The following is a 22,231-nucleotide window of genomic DNA, read 5'->3' as shown; positions in this document are numbered from 1 at the left end:
TCGCCCTAAACTTCGTGCATATGCACAGCGTTTCAGTCCATTCGAGGCCACCCGTCCGTTTCCGCTCGCGGCCCTCCGCACCGGGCGGCTAGCCTGACCCCATGAAAGCCCTCCTGCCGCTGCTCGCCGCGGCCCTGCTCCTTCATGCCGCCCCCGCCACCCCCGCCGCCCAGTGGGTCACCTACGACCCCCCCGCCGGCGCGGCCAACGGCAGGCACGTCGTGATGCTGAGCGGCGACGAGGAATACCGGTCGGAGGAAAGCCTGCCCCAGCTCGGCAAAATCCTCAGCCAGCGCCATGGCTTCCGCGCCACCGTCCTGTTCAGCCAGGACCCCGATACCACCATCAATCCCAACAACCAGACCAATGTCCCCGGCATGCACCTCCTCGCCGGTGCCGACCTGGTCATCAACCAGTTTCGGTTCCGTGAACTGCCCGACGAGGACATGAAGCACTTCGTCGATTACCTGAACTCGGGCAAACCGATGATCGTGGTGCGCACCGCCACCCACGCTTTCCACTACACCCGCAACCGGCAGAGCCCCTATGCCAGGTATTCCTGGGACCATCGCGGCGAAGGCTGGCGCGGCGGGTTCGGTGCCGTGACCATCGGCGAGACGTGGACCTTCCACCACGGCGACCACGGCAAGGAGGCCGCCCGCGGCCTGGTGGATGGAAAGAACCGCCGTCACCCCATCCTCCGCGAGGTCTTCGATGTCTTCGGGCCCAGCGACGTGTACGGCGTTTCCCCCACGTTCCCCAATGACGCCGTGGTCCTCATGCACGGCCTCACCCTCGTTGGCATGAAACCCGAGGACCCGCCCAACCTGAAGAAGTCGCTCATGCCCATGATCTGGCTGCGCGATTACCGGGGCGAGACCGGCAACGTCTCCACCCTGCTCTGCACCACCATCGGCGCCTCGATCGACATGGCCAGCGAGGATCTCCGACGGCTCTTCATCAATGCCTGCTACCACCTCACCGGCCTCGAAGTTCCCGCCCGCGCCGATGCCACCCCCATCGGAGAGTTCAACCCGTCCATGTTCGGTTTCAACACCTTCCGCCGCGGCGTGAAGGTCGCCGACCACGCCCTGCCCTGAGCCCCGGTGCCGCGCCCTGGCAAGACCCTCGACGGGATACCCTCCGCCGTTCCTCCCCCGCGCTTCCCGGCCCGATGTCCATGACCCGCCCTTCCGCGTTGCCTCAGCGCCTCGCGCTCGCCCTCGCCCTGACCGCCGCCGTGGCCCAGGCGGCCCCGGTGCCCGACCAGGTGGTCGCCGACGGCATCCCCGCCCTGCCCGGGGGACTGGCGGAACGCGTCGCGCCCTACCTCGAATTCCGCATCGCCAGTTTCCAGGACTGGCATCCCCAGCGCCGGAACGTCCTGCTGACCACCCGGTTCGCAGACACCGCCCAACTCCACCTCGTGCAACTGCCCGGCGGGGCCCGCCGCCAGCTCACCTTCCTTCCCGATCCGGTCGCGTCGGGCACCTTCCTGCCCGGCGATGGTTCCCGGATCGTATTTCAACAGGACACCGGGGGCGGCGAGTTCTTCCAGCTCTTCCGGCTCGACCGCGACACCGGCGACATCACCCTCCTCACGGATGGGAAATCCAGGAACACCTTCCCTCGCTGGGCGCAGGATTCCCGCCAGCTCGCCTACGCCTCGACCCGGCGCACCGGACGCGACACGGATTTCTACCGCCTCGACCCGGTTCAGCCCGACTCCGACCGTCTGGTCGCCGAGTTGCCGGGCGGCGGCTGGATGCCGCTCGACTGGTCGCCTGACGAAACCCGTCTCCTCGCCCTCTCCTACGTCTCCATCAACGAGAGTTCCCTTCATCTGATCGACATGGCCACCGGCGAGCGGCGCCAGGTCTCCCCGCCCGCGGCCGTCCCGGTCGCCTACGGCGGCGCCCGCTTTCTCCCCGATGGCCGCCAGGCCCTGGTCACCACCGACCACGATGCCGAGTTCCGTCGTTTCGCACGACTGGACCTTGGCACCGGAAACCTCGAACCCGTGGGGCCCCAGCCCACCGGGGATGTCGAGTCCTTCGACCTGTCGCCGGATGGCCGCACGGTCGCCTGGTTCACCAACGAGGATGGCATCAGCGTCCTCCGCATCGCCGACAGCCGGTCCTGGCGGGAACGTCGGGTGCCAGCCCTGCCCAGGGGGGTTGCCTCCGGACTGCGCTGGCATCGCAACGGACGGGAAGTCGCCTTCTCCCTCGGCTCGGCCCGCGCCCCCGGCGAGGTGTATTCCGTTCACGCCCGCCTGAACACCCTCACCCGCTGGACCGAAAGCGAGACCGGCGGCCTCAACACGGCCCGCTTCGCCGACGCCGAACTCATCCGCACAACGGCGTTCGACGGCCTGCCCCTCTCAGGCTTCCTCTACCGCCCCGACCCGCGTCGCTTCCCGGGACCTCGTCCCGTTCTCGTCCTGATTCACGGCGGACCGGAATCGCAGTCGCGCCCCGGTTTTCAGGGCCGCTGGAATTACCTCGTCCAGGAGCTGGGAATCGCCCTCCTTTACCCCAACGTCCGCGGCTCCTCCGGATTCGGAAAGACCTTCGTCTCCCTCGACAACGGGATGAAACGCGAGGATTCGGTCCGCGACATCGGCGCCTTTCTCGATGCGGTCGCCGCCGATCCCCATCTCGACGACTCCCGCGTTGCCGTGTACGGCGGGAGCTATGGCGGCTACATGGTCCTCGCCTCCCTCATCCATCACGGCGAACGCCTGCGCTGCGGCATCAACATCGTCGGCATCTCCAACTTCCTCACCTTCCTCCGCAATACCCAGGACTACCGCCGCGACCTCCGCCGCGCCGAATACGGCGACGAACGCGACCCGGCCATGGCCGAATTCCTTGCCCGTATCTCGCCGCTCTCCCAGGTCGAACGAATCCGCCGTCCCCTCCTGATCGCGCAGGGTCTCAACGATCCCCGCGTCCCCGCCTCCGAATCCGAACAAATGGTGGAGGCCCTGCGCCGTCATGGCAGCGACGTCTGGTATCTCCTCGCCCGCGACGAAGGCCACGGATTCGCCAGGAAGAAGAACTCCGACTTCATGTTCCTCGCCCTCGTTCGTTTCCTCGAGGAACACCTCTGACGTCCCACGCGCGGGGCACGAAACCTTCCCCCATGATCCACCAGGGGTATCTCCGCGCAGCCGATCTCGTCCTGCTCCTCCACGCCAGCTTCGTCGCCTTTGTCGTCGGCGGCTGGCTCCTGGTCTCGCTTGGGGGCTGGTTGAAGTGGGACTGGGTACGCCGCCCGCTCTTCCGGGGCGCCCACCTCGTCGCCATCGCCTTCGTCACCGTTCAGGCCGCTCTCGGCAGGGTCTGCCCGCTCACCACCCTCGAGAATTTCCTCCGCGATCGGGCCGGCACGGAACCCACCTATCCCGACACCTTTATCCGTTACTGGGTCGGACGATGCCTCTTCTACGAGGCCGATCCCTGGGTGTTCACCGCGGCCTATCTGGCCTTCCTCGCCCTGGTGATCGCCAATCTCTGGCTGGTGCCCATCCGCAAGGCGCCCCGCAGCCCCGCTACTCCGTCTCCGGAATCCTGAGCAGTTCGGCCGCCGACCACTGCGCGGTCCGATCCGCCGTCGCGTCCCGCACCGCACGCACCATCTCCGGTGTCACTTCGCCCGCATTGTTGCCCCACTCGGGAGCCTGGCGGATGTAGGTCAGGATGTTGGCAATCTCCTCGTCGTCCAGCACCGGGCCGAATGGCGTCATGTTCCCATTCCAGGTCTGCCCGTTCACCACCATCGGCCCGGCCGCCCCGTGCAGGATGATCCGGATCAGCCGCCCGGCCCCCTCGGTCAACACCCAGTCCGAACCCGCCACGGGAGGACATTGGTTGGCCGGATTGCCCATGCCGTTCGGCTGGTGGCAGGCCACGCACCCACGCAGGGAGTAGAGCTGGCGCCCCACGTTCACCCGGTCCACCTCGCCATCGGCGCTGGGAATGCTCCGCAGATCCGCATACGGCTCGTACACCGACGCCGAAAAGTGCCCGTGATGGTAGCACCCCTCCGCGTTGCCCAGATAGAGCAGCGCCGAGATCGCCAGGAAAAAGCCCGCCGGCAGCGAATAACTGCCCGTCTTCGGACTCGCCTCCGACGACAACACGGACGGAATGGAACTGGAAGACTGCGCCTTCTTCATCGGGTCAGTATCGCCACCTCGGCCACATCGTTGGTCGCCTCTTCCTCCTCCTCTTCCGATTCCTCGCCCGGGCGGCTGAGGATCGGCGCCTCCTTCAGGGAGACCGGCGATTGCAGGCTCAAGAGATAGGCCATCAGCGCTTTCGCCTCGTCCGTGGGAACCACTTGGAATCCTTCCGGCGGTGCCGCCGGGCCGTTCAAATTGAGGGCATCGGGCGACCGTTGGCCCTCGATCGGTTGCAGCCGGAAAAGGTGCCGGTACGCCGGCATGATCGATCCCGGCATCGCACCGCGCGGGTCGTACAAGTGCCGCAACTGATACGCCACCATCGTCGGCTGCGCATTGGTGTCGCCAGCCCCCAATCGCAATCCGATGTTCGCCAGATCCGGTCCCACCCGGACATGCCCCAGCATCACCGGGTCATCGCGCAGATAGTCCTGCCCCACCGTGCGGCGCGGACCCCAGCCCAGCCCCAGATCGAACCCAAACCCCGCAGGCCGGACCAGCTGGCTGTGGCAGGCATTGCATCCCTCGCGCCGATAGATCTCGGCTCCCTGCTTCGCCAAACCAGGCCGCACCGGCGGGTAATGCACACTCGAACCCTTCACCTCAACCGCGGAGGCGCTCCCCAACTGCAGCTTCGGGCCCACCACCATCCCCCACCACGACCCCGCCAGACCCAGCAGAATCCCCAGAAAGATCAACGGTGCCGACTTCATGAACGCACCTCCATCCGGTCATCCGATACCGGCGCAGACCAGTACGCCACCACCCCGGCCATCCATTCCCTCACCGCCGTGCGCCACCAGCCCATCACGGCCAGCAGGAAGACCAGTTGCCCTGCCAGAAGGACCATGTACCCCAGCGTGCTCAATCGAACCCAGTGCATGCTTCCACGAAGCACCTCCAGAAACGGCCGGGTGCCCGAATTCAATCCAAGCCCCTGCACCACACCCGCCAGCAGCAGCGGAATGGCGATCAACCCCACCCCGATCAGCATCAGCCGCCCGTTCCAGTTCATGAGGCCGGAGTTCAAGGGCCGCCCGGTCGCCCGCTCGACCATCTCCGGCACCACCGCCATGACCGCCAGCCCGACCGCGCCGCCCACCCAGAGCCAGTCCTGCCCCTGGTGAATCCATGTCAACCGCAACACCGCCGCCGCCTGCGGCAGCCCGGCCAGATACTGAATGCCCCAGCCCGCCACGTAGGCCATCGCCGCCGCGCCCAGCAGGCGGCCCGGTCCACCCGAGAATACCGCGCCCAGCGCCCCCTCGGCGGTCTTCCACCAGTTCAGCGCAATCGACACCAGCCCGATCATGCCCAACGCCTGACCCGCCATCCCCAGGCTCACCACCCAACGGGGAAACGGATCCCCGTGCATCGTGATCGCCCAAGGCGTGAACACCGCCAGGCTCCAGAATCCGATCAGCGCCAACGGCCGGCTCGCCAACGGCCGGTTCGCCAGCAACGGCAGGAAATGAAAGACGATCCCCGCCGCGATGCCGCCCAGCCAGAGCTTGCTCACCCCGCCCGCAAACCAGCGCTGCACCAGCACCTGCGTCACCCCGCGAACCCCTTCCCCGCCCAACATCAGCAACGCCACCGTCCCCACCCACACGAAGGCCAGCAACCCCAGCAACACGAACCACGCGGAGGGATAGGTCTGCTCCTCGGTCCGGGTCGCGAAGGTCATCCATCCGGCCACCCCGACGAACGCGGCCCCGATCACGGCGAAGGTCATCGCCCAAACCGGCATCTCCAACCACTCCCGGCCCGTCGAGTAACCCGCCAGGACGCCGACGACGCCTCCCAGGATTCCCAGGTTCCAACAGGCCCCCCCCAACCCGATCAGGAATGGCGCCTGCAACCGCTGACGCGACGCCCGGGCCACCACCCACAAGCCCACCGCCATCGCCGCCTGCCCAACAAAGCCATAGACCAGCGCACTCCAACCCGCCGGCGCCAGCCTCCCGTACCCAAGCCACGCATGGTCCGCTCCCAACCCGGGCGCATGCAGCTTGATGGAGGCGACGAGCAACAAAAGGGTCCCGATGACGCCCCAGGCCGCCGCCTTGGGAACCAGCAGGCAGGCCAGCCACCGGCACGACGCATCCACCTCGGCCAATGTGGGGACCCCCTCGCGCCCTGTAGGCGAATACGTTGACGGACTCATGCGATGCGAAACAGTCGAAGGCTCCCCCTCATCCACTCACTCCCATGCTCATTCCCACTCGCTCGGAGCCTCCGGGGGCGGGGGCGGAACGAAGAAGGCCTTCCCGGCACGTTCCAGCAGCGCGGCACGCGCCTGGGCCGGATCCCGCCACATCTCCACCGTCATCGCCATCGCGATGTCATTCGGCAGCCGGACCAGGTTCTTCTCCTGATCGATCCATGCGGCGGTGGACAACTCCAGGGCCTCCTTCTGCCTCGTCTCCGCCAGAACCTTCGCCCGCTCCGAGGCGCGCGCCTGGTTCACGTCCGGCACCGACGTGTAATGCCTCAGCGCCAGCACCAGCACCAGCATCGTGAAAAACGCTCCGATCACCCCCACCCAGTTCAGGGTGGCCCGCGAACAGCAACCGTTATCCGGGCTCAATGCGCACCTCCCTCTTTCCCACCCGCACTCAGGTGGATTCCAAGACACTCCGCCATCCGGGGATCCTTCTGCGGAAACGGCGCGTGCCCCCTGAAATCACGGATGAAGTACGTCGCCAGCACGCCCCCCATCAACGCCAGACAGCTCAGATCCAGCCAGTGCACCACAAATCCCTCCGGATGCAGCACCGGCATGATGTTGAACGACAGGTCGCAGAAATGCATCAGCCACGCCCATACCGCCATCGGGATCATCACCGTGTAGGACATCTTGGTGTCGATGCGCAGCAGGATCAGAAAGGGAACGAAGAAATGACCGAACACCATCAGCAGCCCCACGCTCCACCACGACCCCTGCTCGCGTGCCACGTACCAGAAGGTCTCCTCCGGAATGTTCGCGTTCCAGATCAGGAAGTACTGCGAAAAGGCGATGTACGCGTAGAACACCGTGAAGGCGAAGAACAGTTTCCCGAGATCATGGTAGGTCACCGGCTGCACCACCGCCGACAACGGGCCGGTCCGCTGAAGATGCAGCACGATCACATACACCGTCGCCACCGTCAGCCAGACGCTCGCCGCAAAGTAATACACCCCGTACATCGTCGAGAACCACTGCCACTGCAGTGACTTCATCCACAAAATCGCCCCGAACGTCAGCGTCAGCGCAAACACGAAAATTCCCATCGCCGACAGGAACCGCATCCGCCGGGTGCAGGAGGCCGCCCCGGTCCGATCCTGCTCGACCGATGCCTTGCGCAATTCCCGGGTGAGCCAGTGCCAGGTCCATAAGAGGCCCAGTGACACCACCAGCCAGGCAGGGCGGTTGAACAACTGCTTCTTCGCGTACAGCGCATGGTCGGTCGCCGCATCGGAGTGCATCCAGGCAAACAGCGCCTTCTCCGGCCCCGCAAACAGCGCGTTGAAGGCGATCGGCACGAAAAACACCGCCATCAGCGGCGCCAGACAGGCCAGATGCTCGGTCACCCGGCGGATCGGCACCGACCATTGGGCATCGAACAGGTGATGCAGGATCACCAGAAACAGCCCGCCCAACATCAGGCTGAGATAAAACATGAACGCCAGCAGCCAGGAAAAGGCGAACTGCTTCTGCAGCGAGGGAACCACAATCCCCAGCAGCACGCCAAACCCGCCCACCACGGTGAGCAGGAAGGGCAGGCGCGTCAGCCAGGGCGGAGCCTCGGCGGAGACCGGAACAGAGGGTGAAACGGCGGCGGTGGAGGCCATGGCAGACTATTTGAGCGTCACTCGGACGGTTTCGGGTAAGTCCTCGGGCTGGCCAAGGCGCGACAATTGCAGCGCTCGCATGTAGGCCACGATCGCCCAGCGATCTTCAATCTCGATCTGGGCTCCATAGGGCCCCATCAGGCCGCTCGGACTCCCCATCTGGATCACCTGGTACAGGTAGCCGTCCGGCAAACGCACCCGGGCCTCATCGGTCAACGCCGGAATCGCCGCATGGCCGAACCGCTTGACGATCCCGTTGCCGTCCCCGGTCGCACCATGGCACGGCGTGCAGTGGATCCCATAACGCTCCCGTCCCCGCGCCAGCAGGCGCTCCGTGACCGGAAGCGGAATTGATTCCACATGGTTGGTCTGAACCGCCTCACGGCCCGTGATCACCGGGTGATCCTCGAAGCGATGCACCAGGTTGCCACCCACCCGCACAGGCTCCAACCGGGGCACCGTGCCCGCCACCCAGGGTCGCGAGGTCCGGGCATCCTGCCATCCTTCAAATCCGGCGACCGCCTGCGGTCGCAGCTTCAACTGCCGGTCCATGTCATCCCAGATCTCAATGGGCGGACGCCGCGAGGTCGAGCCGCGCGGCCCGGCAACCACCACCACCAGCACGCACGTCAGGGCGAATAGGGCGAGGAAATAACGCATGGTCAGTCCTCCACCGTCTCCACATTGCGCCCCCCGACCCGTTCCAGCAGTTGCCGGGTCTCGGTCTCGGAGAACTTGGGATCCGCGCATTCAATCACCACGAAGATCTTGTCATGGGTGACCTGCCGGAACCGGGGATGCTTCAACAGCGGATGATAGTGGCGCGGCAGCCGGTTCAGCAGGGCCATTCCGAACAGCGTCCCGAACGCCCCCAGGAGAATGGTCAGCTCGTACGCCACCGGAAACGAGAAGATCGGGCTGAACAGCGGCTTGCCGCCCACGGGGATCGCGTAATCGATCTTCCCCATCCACCAGATCATCAGCATGCCCAGCGTGAACCCGGTGGTGCCCCCGACGAAGGTGAACCATCCCACCCGCGAGTTGCGCAGGCCCATGGCCCCGTCGAGCCCGTGGATCGGATACGGCGTGTGAACATCCCACCGCTTGTAGCCGGCTTCCCGGATCGCCTCGGCCGCTCTCAACGCCGCCGACGGCGATTCCACCTCGGCCATCAGCGCATAGGGTCGTGCGTCGGTGCTCATCAGTGTGTCCCTCCCAACCGGGCGCCGCCCAGCGGATGATGCGGGTCAGCCTGCGGTGTGACCGCCTTCACCTCCGCAATGGCGATCATCGGCAGGAACCGCATGAACAACAGGAAGAGTGTGCAGAACAGCCCGAAGCTGCCCACGAAGGTCAGCACATCCACGTAGGTCGGGCTGAAATATCCCCAGCTCGAGGGGAGATAGTCGCGGTGCAGCGAGGTCACGATGATGACAAACCGTTCGAACCACATCCCGATGTTCACCACGATCGAAACCGCAAACACGAACCACATCCTCGTCCGGCACCACTTGAACCAGAACAGATGCGGGCTGATCACGTTGCAGCTCACCATGATCCAGTACGCCCACCAGTAGGGTCCGAAAGCCCGGTTCTGGAAGGCGTACAATTCGTACGGATTGCCCCCGTACCACGCGATGAAGAATTCCATCGCGTACGCGTACCCGACCATCGAACCGGTCGCTAATATCACCTTGCACATCAGTTCGATGTGCCGCGTGGTGATCACATCCTGCAACCCGCAGATGCTCCGTAACGGCACCAGCAGCGTCAGCACCATCCCGAACCCTGAGAAGATCGCCCCGGCCACGAAGTAGGGCGGGAAGATCGTCGTGTGCCATCCGGGCACCTGCGAGACCGCAAAGTCGAAGGACACCACCGAGTGCACCGACAACACCAGCGGCGTGCTCAACCCGGCCAGAATCAGGTACGCCTTCTCGTAGTTGCACCAGTGCCGGTTCGATCCGTTCCAGCCCAGCGCGAACAACCCGTACAGGAATTTCTTCACCTTCGACACCGCCCGGTCCCGCATGGTCGCCAGGTCCGGAATCAACCCGGTGTACCAGAACAACAACGACACCGTTCCGTAGGTCGAGACCGCGAAGACATCCCACAGCAACGGCGACCGGAATTGCGGCCAGATCTCATTGGCGTTGGGAAACGGAATGAGATACCCCGGCATCAGCGCGTACCAGATCCGACCCGTATGCACCACCGGGAAAATTCCGGCGCACACCACCGCAAAGAGCGTCATCGCCTCGGCCGCCCGGTTGATCGAAGTCCGCCACCTCTGCCGCAACAGGCACAGAATGGCGGAAATCAGCGTTCCTGCATGGCCGATGCCGATCCAGAAAACGAAGTTCGTGATGTCCCACGCCCAGGCCGCCGGCTGGTTCAAGCCCCAGACGCCCACCCCGGTCGAGATGAGATACACGATCATGCCGAACATCGTCAGCATGCCGGTCATGCTGATCGCCAGGGCGATCCACCACCACGTCGGCGTCTTCCCTTCCGCAATGCCCGCTATCTTGTCGGAAATCCACGAATGCGGACGCTGGTTCAGCACCAGCGGCACGCGCTCCAGCTCCGGCGGAGGCGCGACGACGTACGGTGGGATCTTGTCGATCGCGTGGGCCATCAGTGTCCTCCCTCCTGCCCGGCCGTCCCTGTCGTCCCCGCGGCCGCCCCGTCATGGGCCGCTCCATGCGGGGTGAATGGATCCGAGTGATACATGATTTCGTACTCGCGGATGCTCATCGGCACCTCCTGGTAGTCGGGCATCCGCGGATTCGGATTTCGCAGCTTCGCGAGATAGGTGAGGCGCGGCCGCGTGTCGAGAAAGCCAAGGACCGTGTAGTCCCGGGGATTCTTCTTCCACTGGTTGACCCGGCTGCCCGCTTCGAGCTGGTTGCCGAAGACGATCGCCTCCGCCGGGCACGCCTGCTGGCACGCCGTCTTCAAGCCGTCCCGGTCGGTCACCTGCACGTCCCCGCTGGCCCCCGCCTTCACCTTGCGCGCAATCTTCGCCGTCTCGATCCGCTGGGTGCAGAAGGTGCATTTCTCCATCACCCCGCGCATCCGCACCGACACCTCCGGGTTCTTCGCCATCCGGATCAGTTCCAGCTCCGAGGCGCTTCGCCTGGCCAGCGGACCGCGGTACAGGTAACCGCGCTGGCCCATCGACGTGTCGCCGTAGTTGCCCGGGCGCTTGTTGTAATCGAAATAGTTGAACCGCCGCACCTTCCACGCGCAGTTGTTCGAACAATACCGCGTCCCGACACAGCGGTTGTACGCCATGACATTGAGCCCTTCCGCGTCGTGAACGGTCGCGTTCACCGGGCAGACGCTTTCGCACGGGGCCTTCTCGCAGTGCTGACACATCATCGGCTGTGTCACCACCTGCGGATCGTCAATCCAACCCTCCCGCCACTGTCGATCGTCCGAAATCAGCTTGTTGCGCTGGCCCTTGCGGTACCCCGTGAAATACCGGTCGATCCGCAACCAGTGCATCTCCCGGCCCCGGATCACCTGATCCTTGCCGACGATCGGGATGTTGTTCTCGCTCTGGCACGCGATCACACAGGCACCGCATCCGGTGCAGGCGCTCAAGTCGATCGACATCGCCCACTGATGCAGATCGCTCTTCTGCTCCTCCGGCCGCTCCTCGTAGGGCGTCTTGTAAAGGGGCTTCGGATGGCCGTCCGGACCGACCGGGATGTGCCCGGCGTGCGCCTCCAGATCGAAGTTCTTCGCAAACCCCGGGAACTTCTGGAACTGCGCAACGTTGGCCTCGCGCACGATCGGCCGCCCGCTCATCGCCCAGTGCGTCTGCGTGGTCGCAAAGTCGAAGGTCTGACGGGTTCCGGTCAGCTTCGCCCCCGGCACCATCCAAGGCGTTCCCGTCGTCCTCAACACCCCGGCGTTGAATCCGACCGGCTTCCCCTCGAAGCACGCCACCCGCCCCGGATGCGTCCGCCCATACCCAAGGGCCAGGGCCACCGTGAAATCCGCCATGCCCGGCATCACCCAGATCGGTGCCGACAGGCTCCGCCCCCCCACCTCAATCGTGACCCGCTCCCCATTGGTCAACCCCAGCTCGGACGCCGTCCGCCGGCTGATCAACGCCGCATTGTCCCAGGTGATCTTGGTGATGGCGTCCGGCAGCTCCTGCAGCCAGGCGTTGTTCGCCCACCGGCCGTCGTCGATCTTGCCGTCCCGATGAAACACCAGCTCGATCCGGTCCACCGCCGGCACCGGCAGCCGGCCCGCCGCACTCACCACCTGCGTCACCGCCGCCGCATCCACCGTCGCCGTCTGGGGACGCGAGGCGCTGTCCTTCACGAATCCATCGTGCAGGAACCGGCCCCAGGCCTCCTCCGACCGCGTTCCCGCCAGCTCGAAGAAGGTTTCCCGGACCATGTCGTACCCGCGTGCCGGACTTTGACCGGCCAGCCGTCCCAGGAACTCGACGTCGGTCAATCCACCGAACAGCGGCGCAATCAGCGGCTGCACCGCCACGAGAGTTCCATCGCTGGTGCGTGCATCGCCCCACGACTCCAGATAATGCGTCGCCGGGAAATGCCAGTCGCTGCGCTCCGTGGTCTCGTCCTCGTAATATCCGAAGCGCACCACCGTCTTCGCCTTGCGCTGGGCCTCCGCCCAATTGAGATCCGCCGGCGCCGCGTACACCGGGTTGCCCTCCAGCACGATCAGCGTCTCCACCTGCCCCGCCTGAAGCGCGGACGCCAGTTCGGCCAGCGTGCCGTCCTGGGGAACCGGGGCGGGACGGTACTCGACGGTCCTGCCCACCGCGCCCAGCGCCCCGTTGATCGCATGCGCCAGAACATGCACCGCCAAGGGCTGACTGTGCCCCGGCAGAACCAGCGCGTGTCCCCGATGGGCCACCAGATCGGCGGCGCATTCCGCAATCCAACGCGCATCCACCCCGGCCGGCTGCGGCACCGCCGCGCAAGCCTCCCGAAGCGGTCCCTCGGGCAGAATCGCCGCCGCCAGCGCCGCCGTCAGCGGAAACACCTGGCCCGCCGCCAGCCGCAACCGATGGTCGGCGTTCGCCCCGGTCACCGACATCAGCGCCTCCGCGATGTACAGCCGGTTCAACGTGTCGTGGACCGTCTCCGCCTTGCGGCCCCGGGCAAAGCCCCGGCTGTACCGCGCGCTTTCCTCTTCGCGACCCAGAAAATCGCAGTCGAGCGAGACGATGACCTGCGCCTGGTCCACCCGGTAATACGGCCCCACCGGCTGTCCGGTGGCCACTTGCGCGCCCTGACGATGAATGTCGAAATCGACCGATTCGTAGGTGTACCAGCGCGCCTGGGGACACTTCTGCGCCAGCGCCGCCCGCATCCTGGCCCGGGAGGGCGACGTTCCCCGCCCCGCGAGCACCGCCAGTCCCTTCCCGCCATTCGCCGCCGCCCCCCGCCCGAGTTCGCCCAGAAACTCCAACGCCTCCTCGCGCGATACCGTCACTCCGCCCCGCAGGAACCTGCGACTGCGGTCCGGGTCGTACAGGTCCAGAATCGACGCCTGCGCAAAGACATCGGTCCCGCCGTTGCTATCCGGATGGTGGGCGTTGCCCTCGACCTTCACCGGACGGCCGTCGTGCTGCTTGGCCACCAGCGGCACCGCACCGGTCCGCGTCGGCAGTGCCGTCGCAAAGTACTGCGGCACGCCGTGGACATACCCCTCGGGCTGGCGGCCGAATGGAAATATGCGTTCCTCAGGCCGACGGCATCCCGTGACACCCAGGCCGGCCAGGGCCATCGACGCCCCCATGAGCTTCACGAAGGTCCGCCGGGTGGTGGGATCGGTCAGTTCACTCGCACCCGCGGGGAACTCCCTGGCCAGTTGCTCCTGAAACTCAGGAGTCCCTTCCAGATCGTCGAACCCGCGCCAGTAGCGGACGCCGGACTCCGGCTCGGGACAGGGAGGCGGAATGGTCTTCATCGGTGGCAAGTCGAGCAGTTCTGCGACGACTGGATCTTCCAGTCATGGACCGCCTTGAGCATCGCGTCGCGGTGGGCCACCGGATCTTCCGGCTGCCAGTTGAGGTCGTACACCAGCTTCGGGTCGCGCAGGAAATCCTGCGGGTTTCGATGGCACTCGAGGCAGAAACCCATGCTCAGCGGCTTGGCGTGGTACACCTCTTCCATCCGGTTGACCTGCCCGTGGCAATGCACGCAGCTCACCCCCCGGTTCACGTGCACCGCGTGGTTGAAGTACACGTAGTCCGGCGTCTTGTGCAGTTGCACCCACGGAATCGGCGTCCCCGTCGCGTAACTCTCCCGCACCAGTTCCAGCTTCGGATCGCCCGGCAGGACCGCGTTGTGGCAGTTCATGCACGAGGAGGCCGAGGGCACGTTCGAGTACCACGACTTCTCCACCCCATCGTGGCAATACCGGCAGTCGATGCCGAGCTGGTCCACATGGACGGCATGCGAGAAGGGCACCGGCTGAACCGGCTGGTACCCGACCCGCGTGTATTTGGGCGTGAAGTAATACCAGACCGCCGCGCTGACCGCCGTTCCGGTCAGGATCGCGCCAATGGCAATCAGCCGCGGCAGTCGGTTGGTCCACCTGGGAAATATGTCGGACATGAGTCGGCGCCGCGCTTGAGGCGCGGCATTTCACCAGCAAAGCGAAACGTGTGTCAATGCGAGGACGAACCCTGGACGTTCACAGCCGCTCCACGCGGCCACCTCCGTGGAACGGATCGCGACAACGCCGGAGTTGGTAGCGGACCACCCGCCAGATGCGCAAGCGCGCAAGCACCCGGGGATAAGATTTCCACGGGGTTAATACCCATCATTAGGCCCAGCCCCACCCCGTTCCCTCATCCTCCCACGAACTCGCTCCCCGCCGCGTCCGCAAACCGCATCCCCTGCGCCGTCAGCCGGAATCGATCCGCCTCCTCCACCCCCCAGCCCCGCCCCTTCAGGGTCGCCATAGCCGCCGACCAGCCTTCCCGCAAATCGTACCCCGTCGCCCGCCGGAATGCCTCCCACGGCCAACCGGCGTTCATTCTCAATCCAAAGGCCGCCACCTCCCCGGCCCGCGCCAACCCCGACAGCCCATCGACCCATTCCCGTGCGCTCGCCCCGGTATCGATGGCCTGGCAGTACGCCTGCGTGCTCGAAACCTGACGGTATCGCACCTCCCCCTCGTACCCGGAGGCGCTCGGCCCCAACCCGGCATACCGCCCGCCCCTCCAGTAGTTCACGTTGTGCCGGCACGCCCGCTCCGGAAGTTCGCCCCCCGCCCCGTCCCGCGCGAAATTCGCCACCTCATACTGCCGGTACCCCGCCCCGTCCGCCGCCTCAACCCACCGCTCGTACATGCGCTCCGCCAGTTCCTCGTCCACCTCGAACTCCCCCGCCCGCAATTGCGCGAACAACGGCGTGTCGTCCTCGTAGATCACCTCGTAACACGACAAATGCTCGCTCCCCATCGCCAGCGCCTCCCGTACCGTCGCCTCCCACGACGCCATCGTCTGCCCCGGAATCGCAAACATCAGATCCAGATTGATGTTCTCGAACCCCGCCCGCCGCAGCACATCGTACGACCGGAACACCATGTCCCGGCTGTGAACCCGCCCAAGCCGGTCCAGCAATCCCTCGTCCAGCGATTGCACCCCCAGCGAAATCCGGTTCACCCCGCCCGCTCGAAGCAACCGTGCCTTGTCTTCCGACAGCGTCGCCGGATTGCATTCCACCGTCCACTCCCCCACCCCCGACAATCCCAAACCCTCCCACACCCCCAACAGCAACTCCCACTGGGATAACGTCAGCAACGACGGGGTTCCGCCCCCGAAAAAGACTGTCTCCAGCGGCCTTCCCCAACTGCCGCTTCGCTCCCGTATCTCCCGAACCAGCGCCCCGACATACCGGCGGATCAACTCTCCATCCGCCGACGTCGAGTAAAACGCACAGTACTCGCACTTCCGCGCGCAGAACGGCACATGGATGTACACACTCCGCGGCTCGCTCGCGCTGCCCGGTCCTCCTGAAAATGCAGGAACCATCGGGAAAACCCTAACCCGCACGGCACCCCGCCCCAAGCCCCGCGTTCCGTCTGGCCCTCCGGCCGGTGCATCCCGGCGTTGCGGGGGAGGAGGCAGCGCATCGGGGGGACGAGCTCTGCGAGTCCTCAACCCAACGCTCCACTCCGTTGCGGCCTCGTGGAACCCGGCCCTCCGAAGCGCCGCCTGGCGGAGTTCGCACCACTCCCCACAACTCCGGGATGCGCGGCCCTCCGTCTCCCTTCAATCCGCCGGCCGATGCACGTTCTGCGCCTTCAGCCCCTTGTCGCTCTCGATCAGTTCGAACTGGACCAGTTCCCCCTCCTTCAGGGTCTTGAAGCCATTGCCGGCAATGGCTGAGTAATGCACGAAGACATCGGTTCCCGCTTCGTTGGAGATGAAGCCGAAACCCTTCTTGTTGTCGAACCACTTCACATGACCGCTCGCCATAACTACGGGTGGGTTAGTTGCGCGATTGTTGTCCCGGCTACGCACCTGAATACCCTGAACGGCACCTAAGCGCGTCTTCCTCCTCTGAAACGACAACCCAGTGGCTGCCTCACGGGATTCACGGGGTGCCGGATTCAAACGGGATTCTCATAGGCAGGTCAAGCTAGACTTCATTCGCAACCGACATTTCCACGCCCGCCCTCGCCCCGCTCGACCCCGCCCCTTCCCCCCTGTTACCCTCGAACCAGTGATCATCGCGCCATCCCTGCTGGCTGCCAATTTCGCCCGCCTCGACCGGGAGGTCACCCGTGCCTCCCGCTCGGGCGCCGAATGGCTCCACCTCGACATCATGGATGGTCACTTCGTCCCCAACCTCTCCTTCGGCCCCGATCTCGTCGCCGCCCTCCGGCCCCTCACCCGCCTCTTCTTCGATGTTCACCTCATGTGTTCCCGCCCCGAAATCCTCATCGAACCCTTCGCCAGGGCCGGCGCCAGACAACTGACCGTCCACGCCGAACTCGGCACCCGCGTCGAACCCCTCCTCTGGAAAATCAAGTCCCTCGGCCTGCGCGCCGGCGTGGCGGTCAATCCGCCCACCCCCATGCGCGCCCTCCAACCCTTCCTCCGCCATATCGACCTCCTCCTGGTCATGACCGTCAATCCCGGCTTCGGCGGCCAGTCCTTCATCCATGAAACCGTCCCCAAAATCCAACAGGCCCTCCGCTGGCGCTCCGAAACCGGCCTCGCCTACCGCATCCAGGTGGACGGCGGCGTGACCTTCGAAACCGCCCCGGAATGCGCCCGCGCCGGCGCCGATACCTTCGTCAGCGGCACCGGCCTCTTCCGCCAGCCCAATATGACCGCCGCGGTCCGCCGCTTGCGCCGGTTGGTCACCGAAGCCGCCCCCACCCTCCCGGCCCCCGAACCTCTGCCCGAGGGCTCCTGACCCCGCGCCGCCCCCCCCCGCACCATGCCCCCGCGGTCCCGGCTGCCCCTCCCCTTCCGGCGACCCCTTCCCGGATTCGCCCTCGCATTGCTCCTCCTGGCCGTGCTCGTGACCCTACTCGCCCGCCGGCATCCCCCCCCTTCACCCGACCTTCCCGCTCCGTCGTCCCCCGCGTCGTCTTCCGCCTCCCTCACCCCCCAGACCCTCGCCGAACTCACCGCCATCGAGGCCCGCGAAAACGCCCTGCGCGACTCGCTCTGGCAACCCGAAATGATCGCCCAGCAGCACGGGCGGGTCATCGACGAACTCTGGGATGCCCTCAACGCCGCCTCCGATCCCTGGCTCCTCCTCCATACCGCCCCCATCCCCTCCCTCGTCTGGCCCGCCCCTCCCCAAACGGAATCCCTGCCCCACGGCATCCAGCGCTGGTTCGCGGAATCACACCCGGACACCCCCGCCCAGCCCGGCCCGGACTGGCGCGCCCCCCTGGAAGCCTGGATCCGTGAAGGCTGGCAACTCGCGCAAAGCGAATGGCGCCATGTCGCGTTCCAGCCCGCCTCCGCCGCCGACCCCGCCGCCAGCACCTTCCTCATCAACCTCCACCTCACCCGCGATGCCCCGCCCGCCCGCGCCCAGGTCTCCGCCCGGGTCCGCATGTCCTGGCCCCATTCCCCCCCAAGACCCGGCCCAGCCGCCCTCGGCCCCATCGTGGTCGAACACTTCGAAACCGTCCGGCGCCACGGTCCGCCCCTCTTTCAACCGGCCGCCGCCATCGAGGTGGACCCCTTCCCCCGCACGTCGTGGATCGACCCCATCATCCCTCACGACCTCGATGGCGATGGCCATGACGAATGGTTGCTGGTCGCCCGCAATCTCGTCCTCCGCCGCCACCCGGATGGCCAGTGGTCCACTTCAGAACTCACCCCCCATCATCCCGGCCTGATCTTCACCGCCCTCCTCGCCGACTTCACCGGTAATGGCCGGGCCGACCTGCTTCTGGCCGTGCGGACGGGTCTCGTCCTGCTCCGAGCCGGACCCGGCGGCGCCTTCGATACCCCCGCCGAAGAATCCTGGCGCGCCCCGGAACCCTTTCACTACGCCCAGGCCTTCACCTGCGGCGACATCGATGGCGACGGCCTCCTCGATGTGTTCCTCGGCCAGTACCGCGTCCCCTACCAGGGCGGCCAGATGCCCCATCCCTACTTCAATGCCAACGACGGCCCCCCAGCCTACCTCCTCCGCAACGTCGGTGACGGCCGCTTCGAAGACATCACCGCCTCCGCCGGCCCGGAAGCCCGCCGCCACCGGCGCAGCTACGCCGCTTCCTTCGTCGATCTCGACGGCGACGGACACCTCGATCTCCTGGTCACCAGCGACTTCGCCGGCCTCGACGCCTACGCCAACGACGGCACCGGCCGCTTCACCGACCGCACCGCCGAGTGGTTCGATGACCCGGCCGGATTCGGAATGGCGCACGCCCTCAGCGACTTCGATGCCGACGGCCGGCTCGACGTGCTCCTCGTCGGCATGCCCCAGACCACCGCCGACCGCCTCGAATCGCTCGGACTCGAACGGCCCGGCTTCGAATCCTGGGCCCGCCAACGCGCCCGCATGACCTTCGGCAACCGCCTCTTCTTCGGCCAGGCCGCAGGCGGCTTCCAACAACGGCCCGCCGGAAAAGCCATCGCCCGCGCCGGCTGGGCCTGGGACGCCGCCGCCGCCGACCTCGACCACAACGGCTTCCCCGACCTCTATTTCGTCAATGGCCACGAGTCCCGCGCCTCGGTCCGCGATTACGAAGTCGAGTTCTGGAACCACGACATCTACGTCGGCGACTCCACCCCGCGCCCGGCCGTGGACGCCTACTTCTCCGGCAAGTTTGCCTGGACCCGGTCCCATGGATGGTCCTACGGCGGGTACCACCCGAACCATCTCCACCTCAATCTCGGGGGCGACCGCTTCGTCGAGGTCGGGCACCTCTTCGGTCTCGCCATCCAGACCGACTGCCGCAATGTCGTCGCCCACGACATCGACGGCGATGGCCGCCTCGATCTCCTCGTCACCACCCACGAAGTCTGGCCCCGCTTCCGCCAGGCCGTCCGCCTTTATCGCAACGCCATCGAGACCGCCGGACACTGGATCGCCTTCCGCCTCGTCCCCACCCCCGGTGGCATCCCGCTCCCCGGCACCACCGTCACCCTCCGCACCCCGTCCGGCACCGCCACCCGGGTGTTCGTGACCGGAGACGCCTTCCGCGCCCAGCGGGCCCCCATCCTCCATTTCGGCCTCGGCGACTCCGCCCTCGTGGACGAAGCCATCCTCCGCTGGCCCGGCGGACGCGAACAGCGCATCCCCAACCCCGAACCCAACCGCACCCACCTCGCCCCCGCCCCGGGGTCACATCTCTGAATTTGACAATTGCCCTCCGCCCTCCGCCCTCCGCCCTCCGCCCTCCGCCCTCCGCCCTCCGCCCTCCGTCACCCGTTCGGCCGCCAGTACCGCAACCGCAGCGCGTTCCCGATCACAATCAGATCGGACAACCCCATGGCCGCCGCGCACAGGATGGGACTGAAGAACCCCAGCATCGCCAGCGGCACCCCCACCGCGTTGTAGAAGAAGGCCCAGAACAGGTTCTGCCGGATCGTCCGCAGCGTGGCCTGCGAAATCCCCAGCGCTTCCCGCAACACGCCCAATCCCCGGCGCATCAGCACCACGTCCGCCGATTCCCGCGCCACATCCGCCGCCTCCCCCACCGCAATCCCCAGGTCCGCCCGCGCCAGCGCCGGCCCGTCGTTGATGCCATCCCCCACAAACGCCACCCGCCGCCCCGCGCGCTGCCACGTCGCCAGCGCCTCCGCCTTCCCCTCCGGCCGGACCTCCGCCATCGCATCCCCCTCGGCAATCCCCACCCGCTCCGCCAAAGCCCGCACCGCCGTCGCCGCGTCGCCGCTGATCAGGCACACCCGGAATCCATCGCGCCGCAATGCCTCGACCACCCCAGCCGCCTCCGCCCGGAGTGCATCCTCGAGCTCAAACGTGGCCACCCACCGGTCCCCAACCGCGAACCCAACCCGCCCAAACCCGTCGTCCTCCTCCCCCGCGACCGTGTCCAATGGCACCCCCGCCACCCCGCACCCGCGCAGCCATCCCAACGAACCCAGCCGATACACCGTGCCGTCCCGTCGCCCTTCGATGCCCTGCCCCCGCAGCTCGCGCCACCCGTCCCAGGCATACGACGCGCTTCCTCCGCTGGGGCCATGTCCATTCGCGACTCCGAAAGACGCCACCGCACGCGCCACCGGATGACGCGAGCCCGACGCCAGCTCCGCGGCCCAACCCAACTCCGCACCTCCCTCTCCCACCCCCCCGCCACCGCCGTCCCCTCCGAGAACGCGCCGTACCGTCAACTGCCCGTGCGTCAGCGTGCCCGTCTTGTCGAACACCACGGTGTCGATCCGCCCCGCCTTCTCCAGCGCAACGCCGTCCCGGATCAGTATCCCCCGCAGCGCCGCAGCGTTGGTCCCGGCCATGATCGCCGCCGGCGTCGCCAGCCCCATCGCGCACGGGCAGGCGATGATCAACACCGCCGTCGCATGGATCACCGCCAACGCCCACGGACCCTCCGGCAGTGTCATCCGCCATAAACCCGGCGCCACCGCCTCGTGCACGCCCCGCGCCCAGTCCGGAGCCAGTCCCCACACCGCCGCTGTCGCCAACGCCAGCAGCACCACCACCGGCACGAAGATCGCGCTCACCCGGTCCGCCAAACGTTGAATCGACGCCCGGCTGTTCTGCGCCCGCTCGACCACCGCCACGATGTGCGCCAGCACCGTCTCCCCGCCCGTCGCCGTCACCCGCGCCACCAGCCGTCCATCCGTGTTCACCGTTCCCGCATACAACCCCGCCCCACGTCCCTTCTCCACCGGACGCGACTCGCCCGTCAGCATCGATTCGTCCACCGCTGACGCCCCCTCGATCACCTCCGCGTCGGTCGGCACCCGGTCCCCCGGTCTCACCACAACCCGGTCGCCGGTCCGCAGATCCCCCGCCGCCACCTCCCGTTCCGAACCGTCCTCCTCCAACCGTCGGGCCGTCGGCGGCGCCAGACCCAGCAACGCCCGCAGGGCCGTCCCCGCCCGCGCCGCCGCCAGCGCCTCCAGCCAATGGCCCACGCTGATCAACGTCAGAATCGCCGCCGACTCCATGAAATAGACATGCCCGCCCGACCCCGACAGCACGATCCACAGGCTGAACCCGAACGCCGCCGTCGAGCCCAGCGACACCAGGGTGTCCATGTTCGCCCCGCCCCGCTTCAATTGTTCCCACGCCCCCCGATAGAACCGCGCCCCGCCCCACACCTGCACCGGCAACGCCAGCCCCAGCGCCACCCACGGGTACCAGCCCGTGTGACCCCAGCCCATCACCCATTCCGACACCATCAGGAACACCGTCACCGGCGCCCCCAGCCACACAACCGTCAGCCACCCGCGGCCCGGAGTGCCGGCCGCCCGGGACGCCTCCTCCGCCTCCTCCCGCCGCGCCGGGAACCCAACCCCCGACACGGCCCGCGCCACCGCTTCCGCATCCCGCGCCGCCCCCTTCTCCCACCGCACCCGCAGACGCCCCGCATCGAGATCCACCGACGCCATCGCCACCCCCGCCACGCCCTGCGCCGCCTCCCACACCCGCCGGGCGCAATTCTGGCAGGTCATCCCCTCGACCCGCAGCCGGTCATCATCTCCAAGGCGCGTGGCATCCGGTTCCTTCATCGTGCTCT

Annotated in this window: 18 protein-coding genes; 5 read left to right on the top strand and 13 right to left on the bottom strand. The window is 66.9% G+C overall.

What is annotated here, in order from left to right; genetic code table 11:
• Positions 1-113: 113 nt before the first annotated feature.
• The 3 genes from KF833_07735 (at position 114) to KF833_07725 (ending at position 3,579) form a co-directional block, all read left to right on the top strand.
• Complete coding sequence (locus tag KF833_07735) at positions 114-1,100, top strand: hypothetical protein (GenBank protein MBX3745187.1); 987 nt, start codon at positions 114-116, stop codon at positions 1,098-1,100.
• Between the two features lie 80 nt (positions 1,101-1,180).
• Complete coding sequence (locus KF833_07730; GenBank protein ID MBX3745186.1) at positions 1,181-3,115, top strand: prolyl oligopeptidase family serine peptidase; 1,935 nt, start codon at positions 1,181-1,183, stop codon at positions 3,113-3,115.
• Between the two features lie 32 nt (positions 3,116-3,147).
• Positions 3,148-3,579 carry a DUF2784 domain-containing protein gene (locus tag KF833_07725; GenBank protein MBX3745185.1) on the top strand — a complete coding sequence of 144 codons (432 nt, stop codon included), beginning with the start codon at positions 3,148-3,150 and terminating at the stop codon, positions 3,577-3,579.
• Here the strand turns inward: KF833_07725 and KF833_07720 are convergent.
• The 12 genes from KF833_07720 to KF833_07665 all read right to left on the bottom strand — a co-directional run bounded on the left by KF833_07720 (position 3,557) and on the right by KF833_07665 (position 16,508).
• A complete protein-coding gene (locus KF833_07720; protein ID MBX3745184.1) occupies positions 3,557-4,183 on the bottom strand; it encodes a cytochrome c in 627 nt (208 codons plus the stop codon). The genes KF833_07725 and KF833_07720 overlap by 23 nt on opposite strands.
• Positions 4,180-4,902 carry a cbb3-type cytochrome c oxidase subunit II gene (locus KF833_07715; protein ID MBX3745183.1) on the bottom strand — a complete coding sequence of 241 codons (723 nt, stop codon included), beginning with the start codon at positions 4,900-4,902 and terminating at the stop codon, positions 4,180-4,182. The genes KF833_07720 and KF833_07715 overlap by 4 nt, the downstream gene beginning before the upstream one ends.
• Entirely contained in the window at positions 4,899-6,356 is a 1,458-nt protein-coding gene (locus KF833_07710) for a cbb3-type cytochrome c oxidase subunit I (GenBank protein MBX3745182.1), read from the bottom strand. The genes KF833_07715 and KF833_07710 overlap by 4 nt, the downstream gene beginning before the upstream one ends.
• 48 nt (positions 6,357-6,404) lie before the next feature.
• Positions 6,405-6,779 (bottom strand): hypothetical protein, encoded by a 375-nt coding sequence (locus KF833_07705; protein ID MBX3745181.1) that lies wholly within the window; start codon positions 6,777-6,779, stop codon positions 6,405-6,407.
• Positions 6,776-8,023, bottom strand: a complete 1,248-nt coding sequence (locus KF833_07700; protein ID MBX3745180.1) for a hypothetical protein — start codon at positions 8,021-8,023, stop codon at positions 6,776-6,778. The genes KF833_07705 and KF833_07700 overlap by 4 nt, the downstream gene beginning before the upstream one ends.
• A gap of 6 nt (positions 8,024-8,029) precedes the next feature.
• Positions 8,030-8,683 (bottom strand): cytochrome c, encoded by a 654-nt coding sequence (locus KF833_07695; GenBank protein MBX3745179.1) that lies wholly within the window; start codon positions 8,681-8,683, stop codon positions 8,030-8,032.
• 2 nt (positions 8,684-8,685) lie between these two features.
• A complete protein-coding gene (locus tag KF833_07690; GenBank protein MBX3745178.1) occupies positions 8,686-9,225 on the bottom strand; it encodes a DUF3341 domain-containing protein in 540 nt (179 codons plus the stop codon).
• Positions 9,225-10,661 (bottom strand): polysulfide reductase NrfD, encoded by a 1,437-nt coding sequence (nrfD, locus tag KF833_07685; GenBank protein ID MBX3745177.1) that lies wholly within the window; start codon positions 10,659-10,661, stop codon positions 9,225-9,227. Before nrfD ends, KF833_07690 begins: the two co-directional genes overlap by 1 nt.
• Entirely contained in the window at positions 10,661-13,987 is a 3,327-nt protein-coding gene (locus KF833_07680; GenBank protein ID MBX3745176.1) for a TAT-variant-translocated molybdopterin oxidoreductase, read from the bottom strand. The genes nrfD and KF833_07680 overlap by 1 nt, the downstream gene beginning before the upstream one ends.
• Positions 13,984-14,637, bottom strand: coding sequence for a cytochrome c3 family protein (locus KF833_07675; protein MBX3745175.1), 654 nt, complete (start codon positions 14,635-14,637; stop codon positions 13,984-13,986). The genes KF833_07680 and KF833_07675 overlap by 4 nt, the downstream gene beginning before the upstream one ends.
• A gap of 236 nt (positions 14,638-14,873) precedes the next feature.
• On the bottom strand, positions 14,874-16,061 hold the full coding sequence (gene hemW / locus KF833_07670; GenBank protein MBX3745174.1) for a radical SAM family heme chaperone HemW: 1,188 nt from the start codon (positions 16,059-16,061) through the stop codon (positions 14,874-14,876).
• 240 nt (positions 16,062-16,301) lie between these two features.
• Positions 16,302-16,508, bottom strand: coding sequence for a cold-shock protein (locus tag KF833_07665; protein ID MBX3745173.1), 207 nt, complete (start codon positions 16,506-16,508; stop codon positions 16,302-16,304).
• A 247-nt stretch (positions 16,509-16,755) separates the two neighbouring features.
• Between KF833_07665 and rpe the strand changes: the two genes are divergently transcribed.
• A complete protein-coding gene (gene rpe, locus KF833_07660) occupies positions 16,756-17,454 on the top strand; it encodes a ribulose-phosphate 3-epimerase (protein MBX3745172.1) in 699 nt (232 codons plus the stop codon).
• A 24-nt stretch (positions 17,455-17,478) separates the two neighbouring features.
• Positions 17,479-19,863 (top strand): CRTAC1 family protein, encoded by a 2,385-nt coding sequence (locus tag KF833_07655; GenBank protein ID MBX3745171.1) that lies wholly within the window; start codon positions 17,479-17,481, stop codon positions 19,861-19,863.
• 68 nt (positions 19,864-19,931) lie between these two features.
• Here KF833_07655 and KF833_07650 read toward each other — a convergent pair whose 3' ends face one another.
• Positions 19,932-22,223 (bottom strand): cation-translocating P-type ATPase, encoded by a 2,292-nt coding sequence (locus KF833_07650; protein MBX3745170.1) that lies wholly within the window; start codon positions 22,221-22,223, stop codon positions 19,932-19,934.
• Between the last annotated feature and the right edge of the window lie 8 nt (positions 22,224-22,231).

It is taken from the genome of Verrucomicrobiia bacterium (genome assembly GCA_019634625.1).
GTDB lineage: Bacteria > Verrucomicrobiota > Verrucomicrobiia > Limisphaerales > CAIMTB01 > CAIMTB01.
This window is presented reverse-complemented; position numbering and strand designations above follow the sequence as displayed.

Coding starts and splice junctions, on each gene's coding strand:
- hemW (MBX3745174.1), bottom strand. CDS start 16,061: ATGGTTCCTGCATTTTCAGGAGGACCGGGCAGCGCGAGCGAGCCGCGG.
- KF833_07675 (MBX3745175.1), bottom strand. CDS start 14,637: ATGTCCGACATATTTCCCAGGTGGACCAACCGACTGCCGCGGCTGATT.
- KF833_07680 (MBX3745176.1), bottom strand. CDS start 13,987: ATGAAGACCATTCCGCCTCCCTGTCCCGAGCCGGAGTCCGGCGTCCGC.
- KF833_07715 (MBX3745183.1), bottom strand. CDS start 4,902: ATGAAGTCGGCACCGTTGATCTTTCTGGGGATTCTGCTGGGTCTGGCG.
- KF833_07720 (MBX3745184.1), bottom strand. CDS start 4,183: ATGAAGAAGGCGCAGTCTTCCAGTTCCATTCCGTCCGTGTTGTCGTCG.
- KF833_07650 (MBX3745170.1), bottom strand. CDS start 22,223: ATGAAGGAACCGGATGCCACGCGCCTTGGAGATGATGACCGGCTGCGG.
- KF833_07710 (MBX3745182.1), bottom strand. CDS start 6,356: ATGAGTCCGTCAACGTATTCGCCTACAGGGCGCGAGGGGGTCCCCACA.
- KF833_07725 (MBX3745185.1), top strand. CDS start 3,148: ATGATCCACCAGGGGTATCTCCGCGCAGCCGATCTCGTCCTGCTCCTC.
- KF833_07655 (MBX3745171.1), top strand. CDS start 17,479: ATGCCCCCGCGGTCCCGGCTGCCCCTCCCCTTCCGGCGACCCCTTCCC.
- KF833_07695 (MBX3745179.1), bottom strand. CDS start 8,683: ATGCGTTATTTCCTCGCCCTATTCGCCCTGACGTGCGTGCTGGTGGTG.
- nrfD (MBX3745177.1), bottom strand. CDS start 10,661: ATGGCCCACGCGATCGACAAGATCCCACCGTACGTCGTCGCGCCTCCG.
- KF833_07690 (MBX3745178.1), bottom strand. CDS start 9,225: ATGAGCACCGACGCACGACCCTATGCGCTGATGGCCGAGGTGGAATCG.
- KF833_07700 (MBX3745180.1), bottom strand. CDS start 8,023: ATGGCCTCCACCGCCGCCGTTTCACCCTCTGTTCCGGTCTCCGCCGAG.
- KF833_07730 (MBX3745186.1), top strand. CDS start 1,181: ATGACCCGCCCTTCCGCGTTGCCTCAGCGCCTCGCGCTCGCCCTCGCC.
- KF833_07665 (MBX3745173.1), bottom strand. CDS start 16,508: ATGGCGAGCGGTCATGTGAAGTGGTTCGACAACAAGAAGGGTTTCGGC.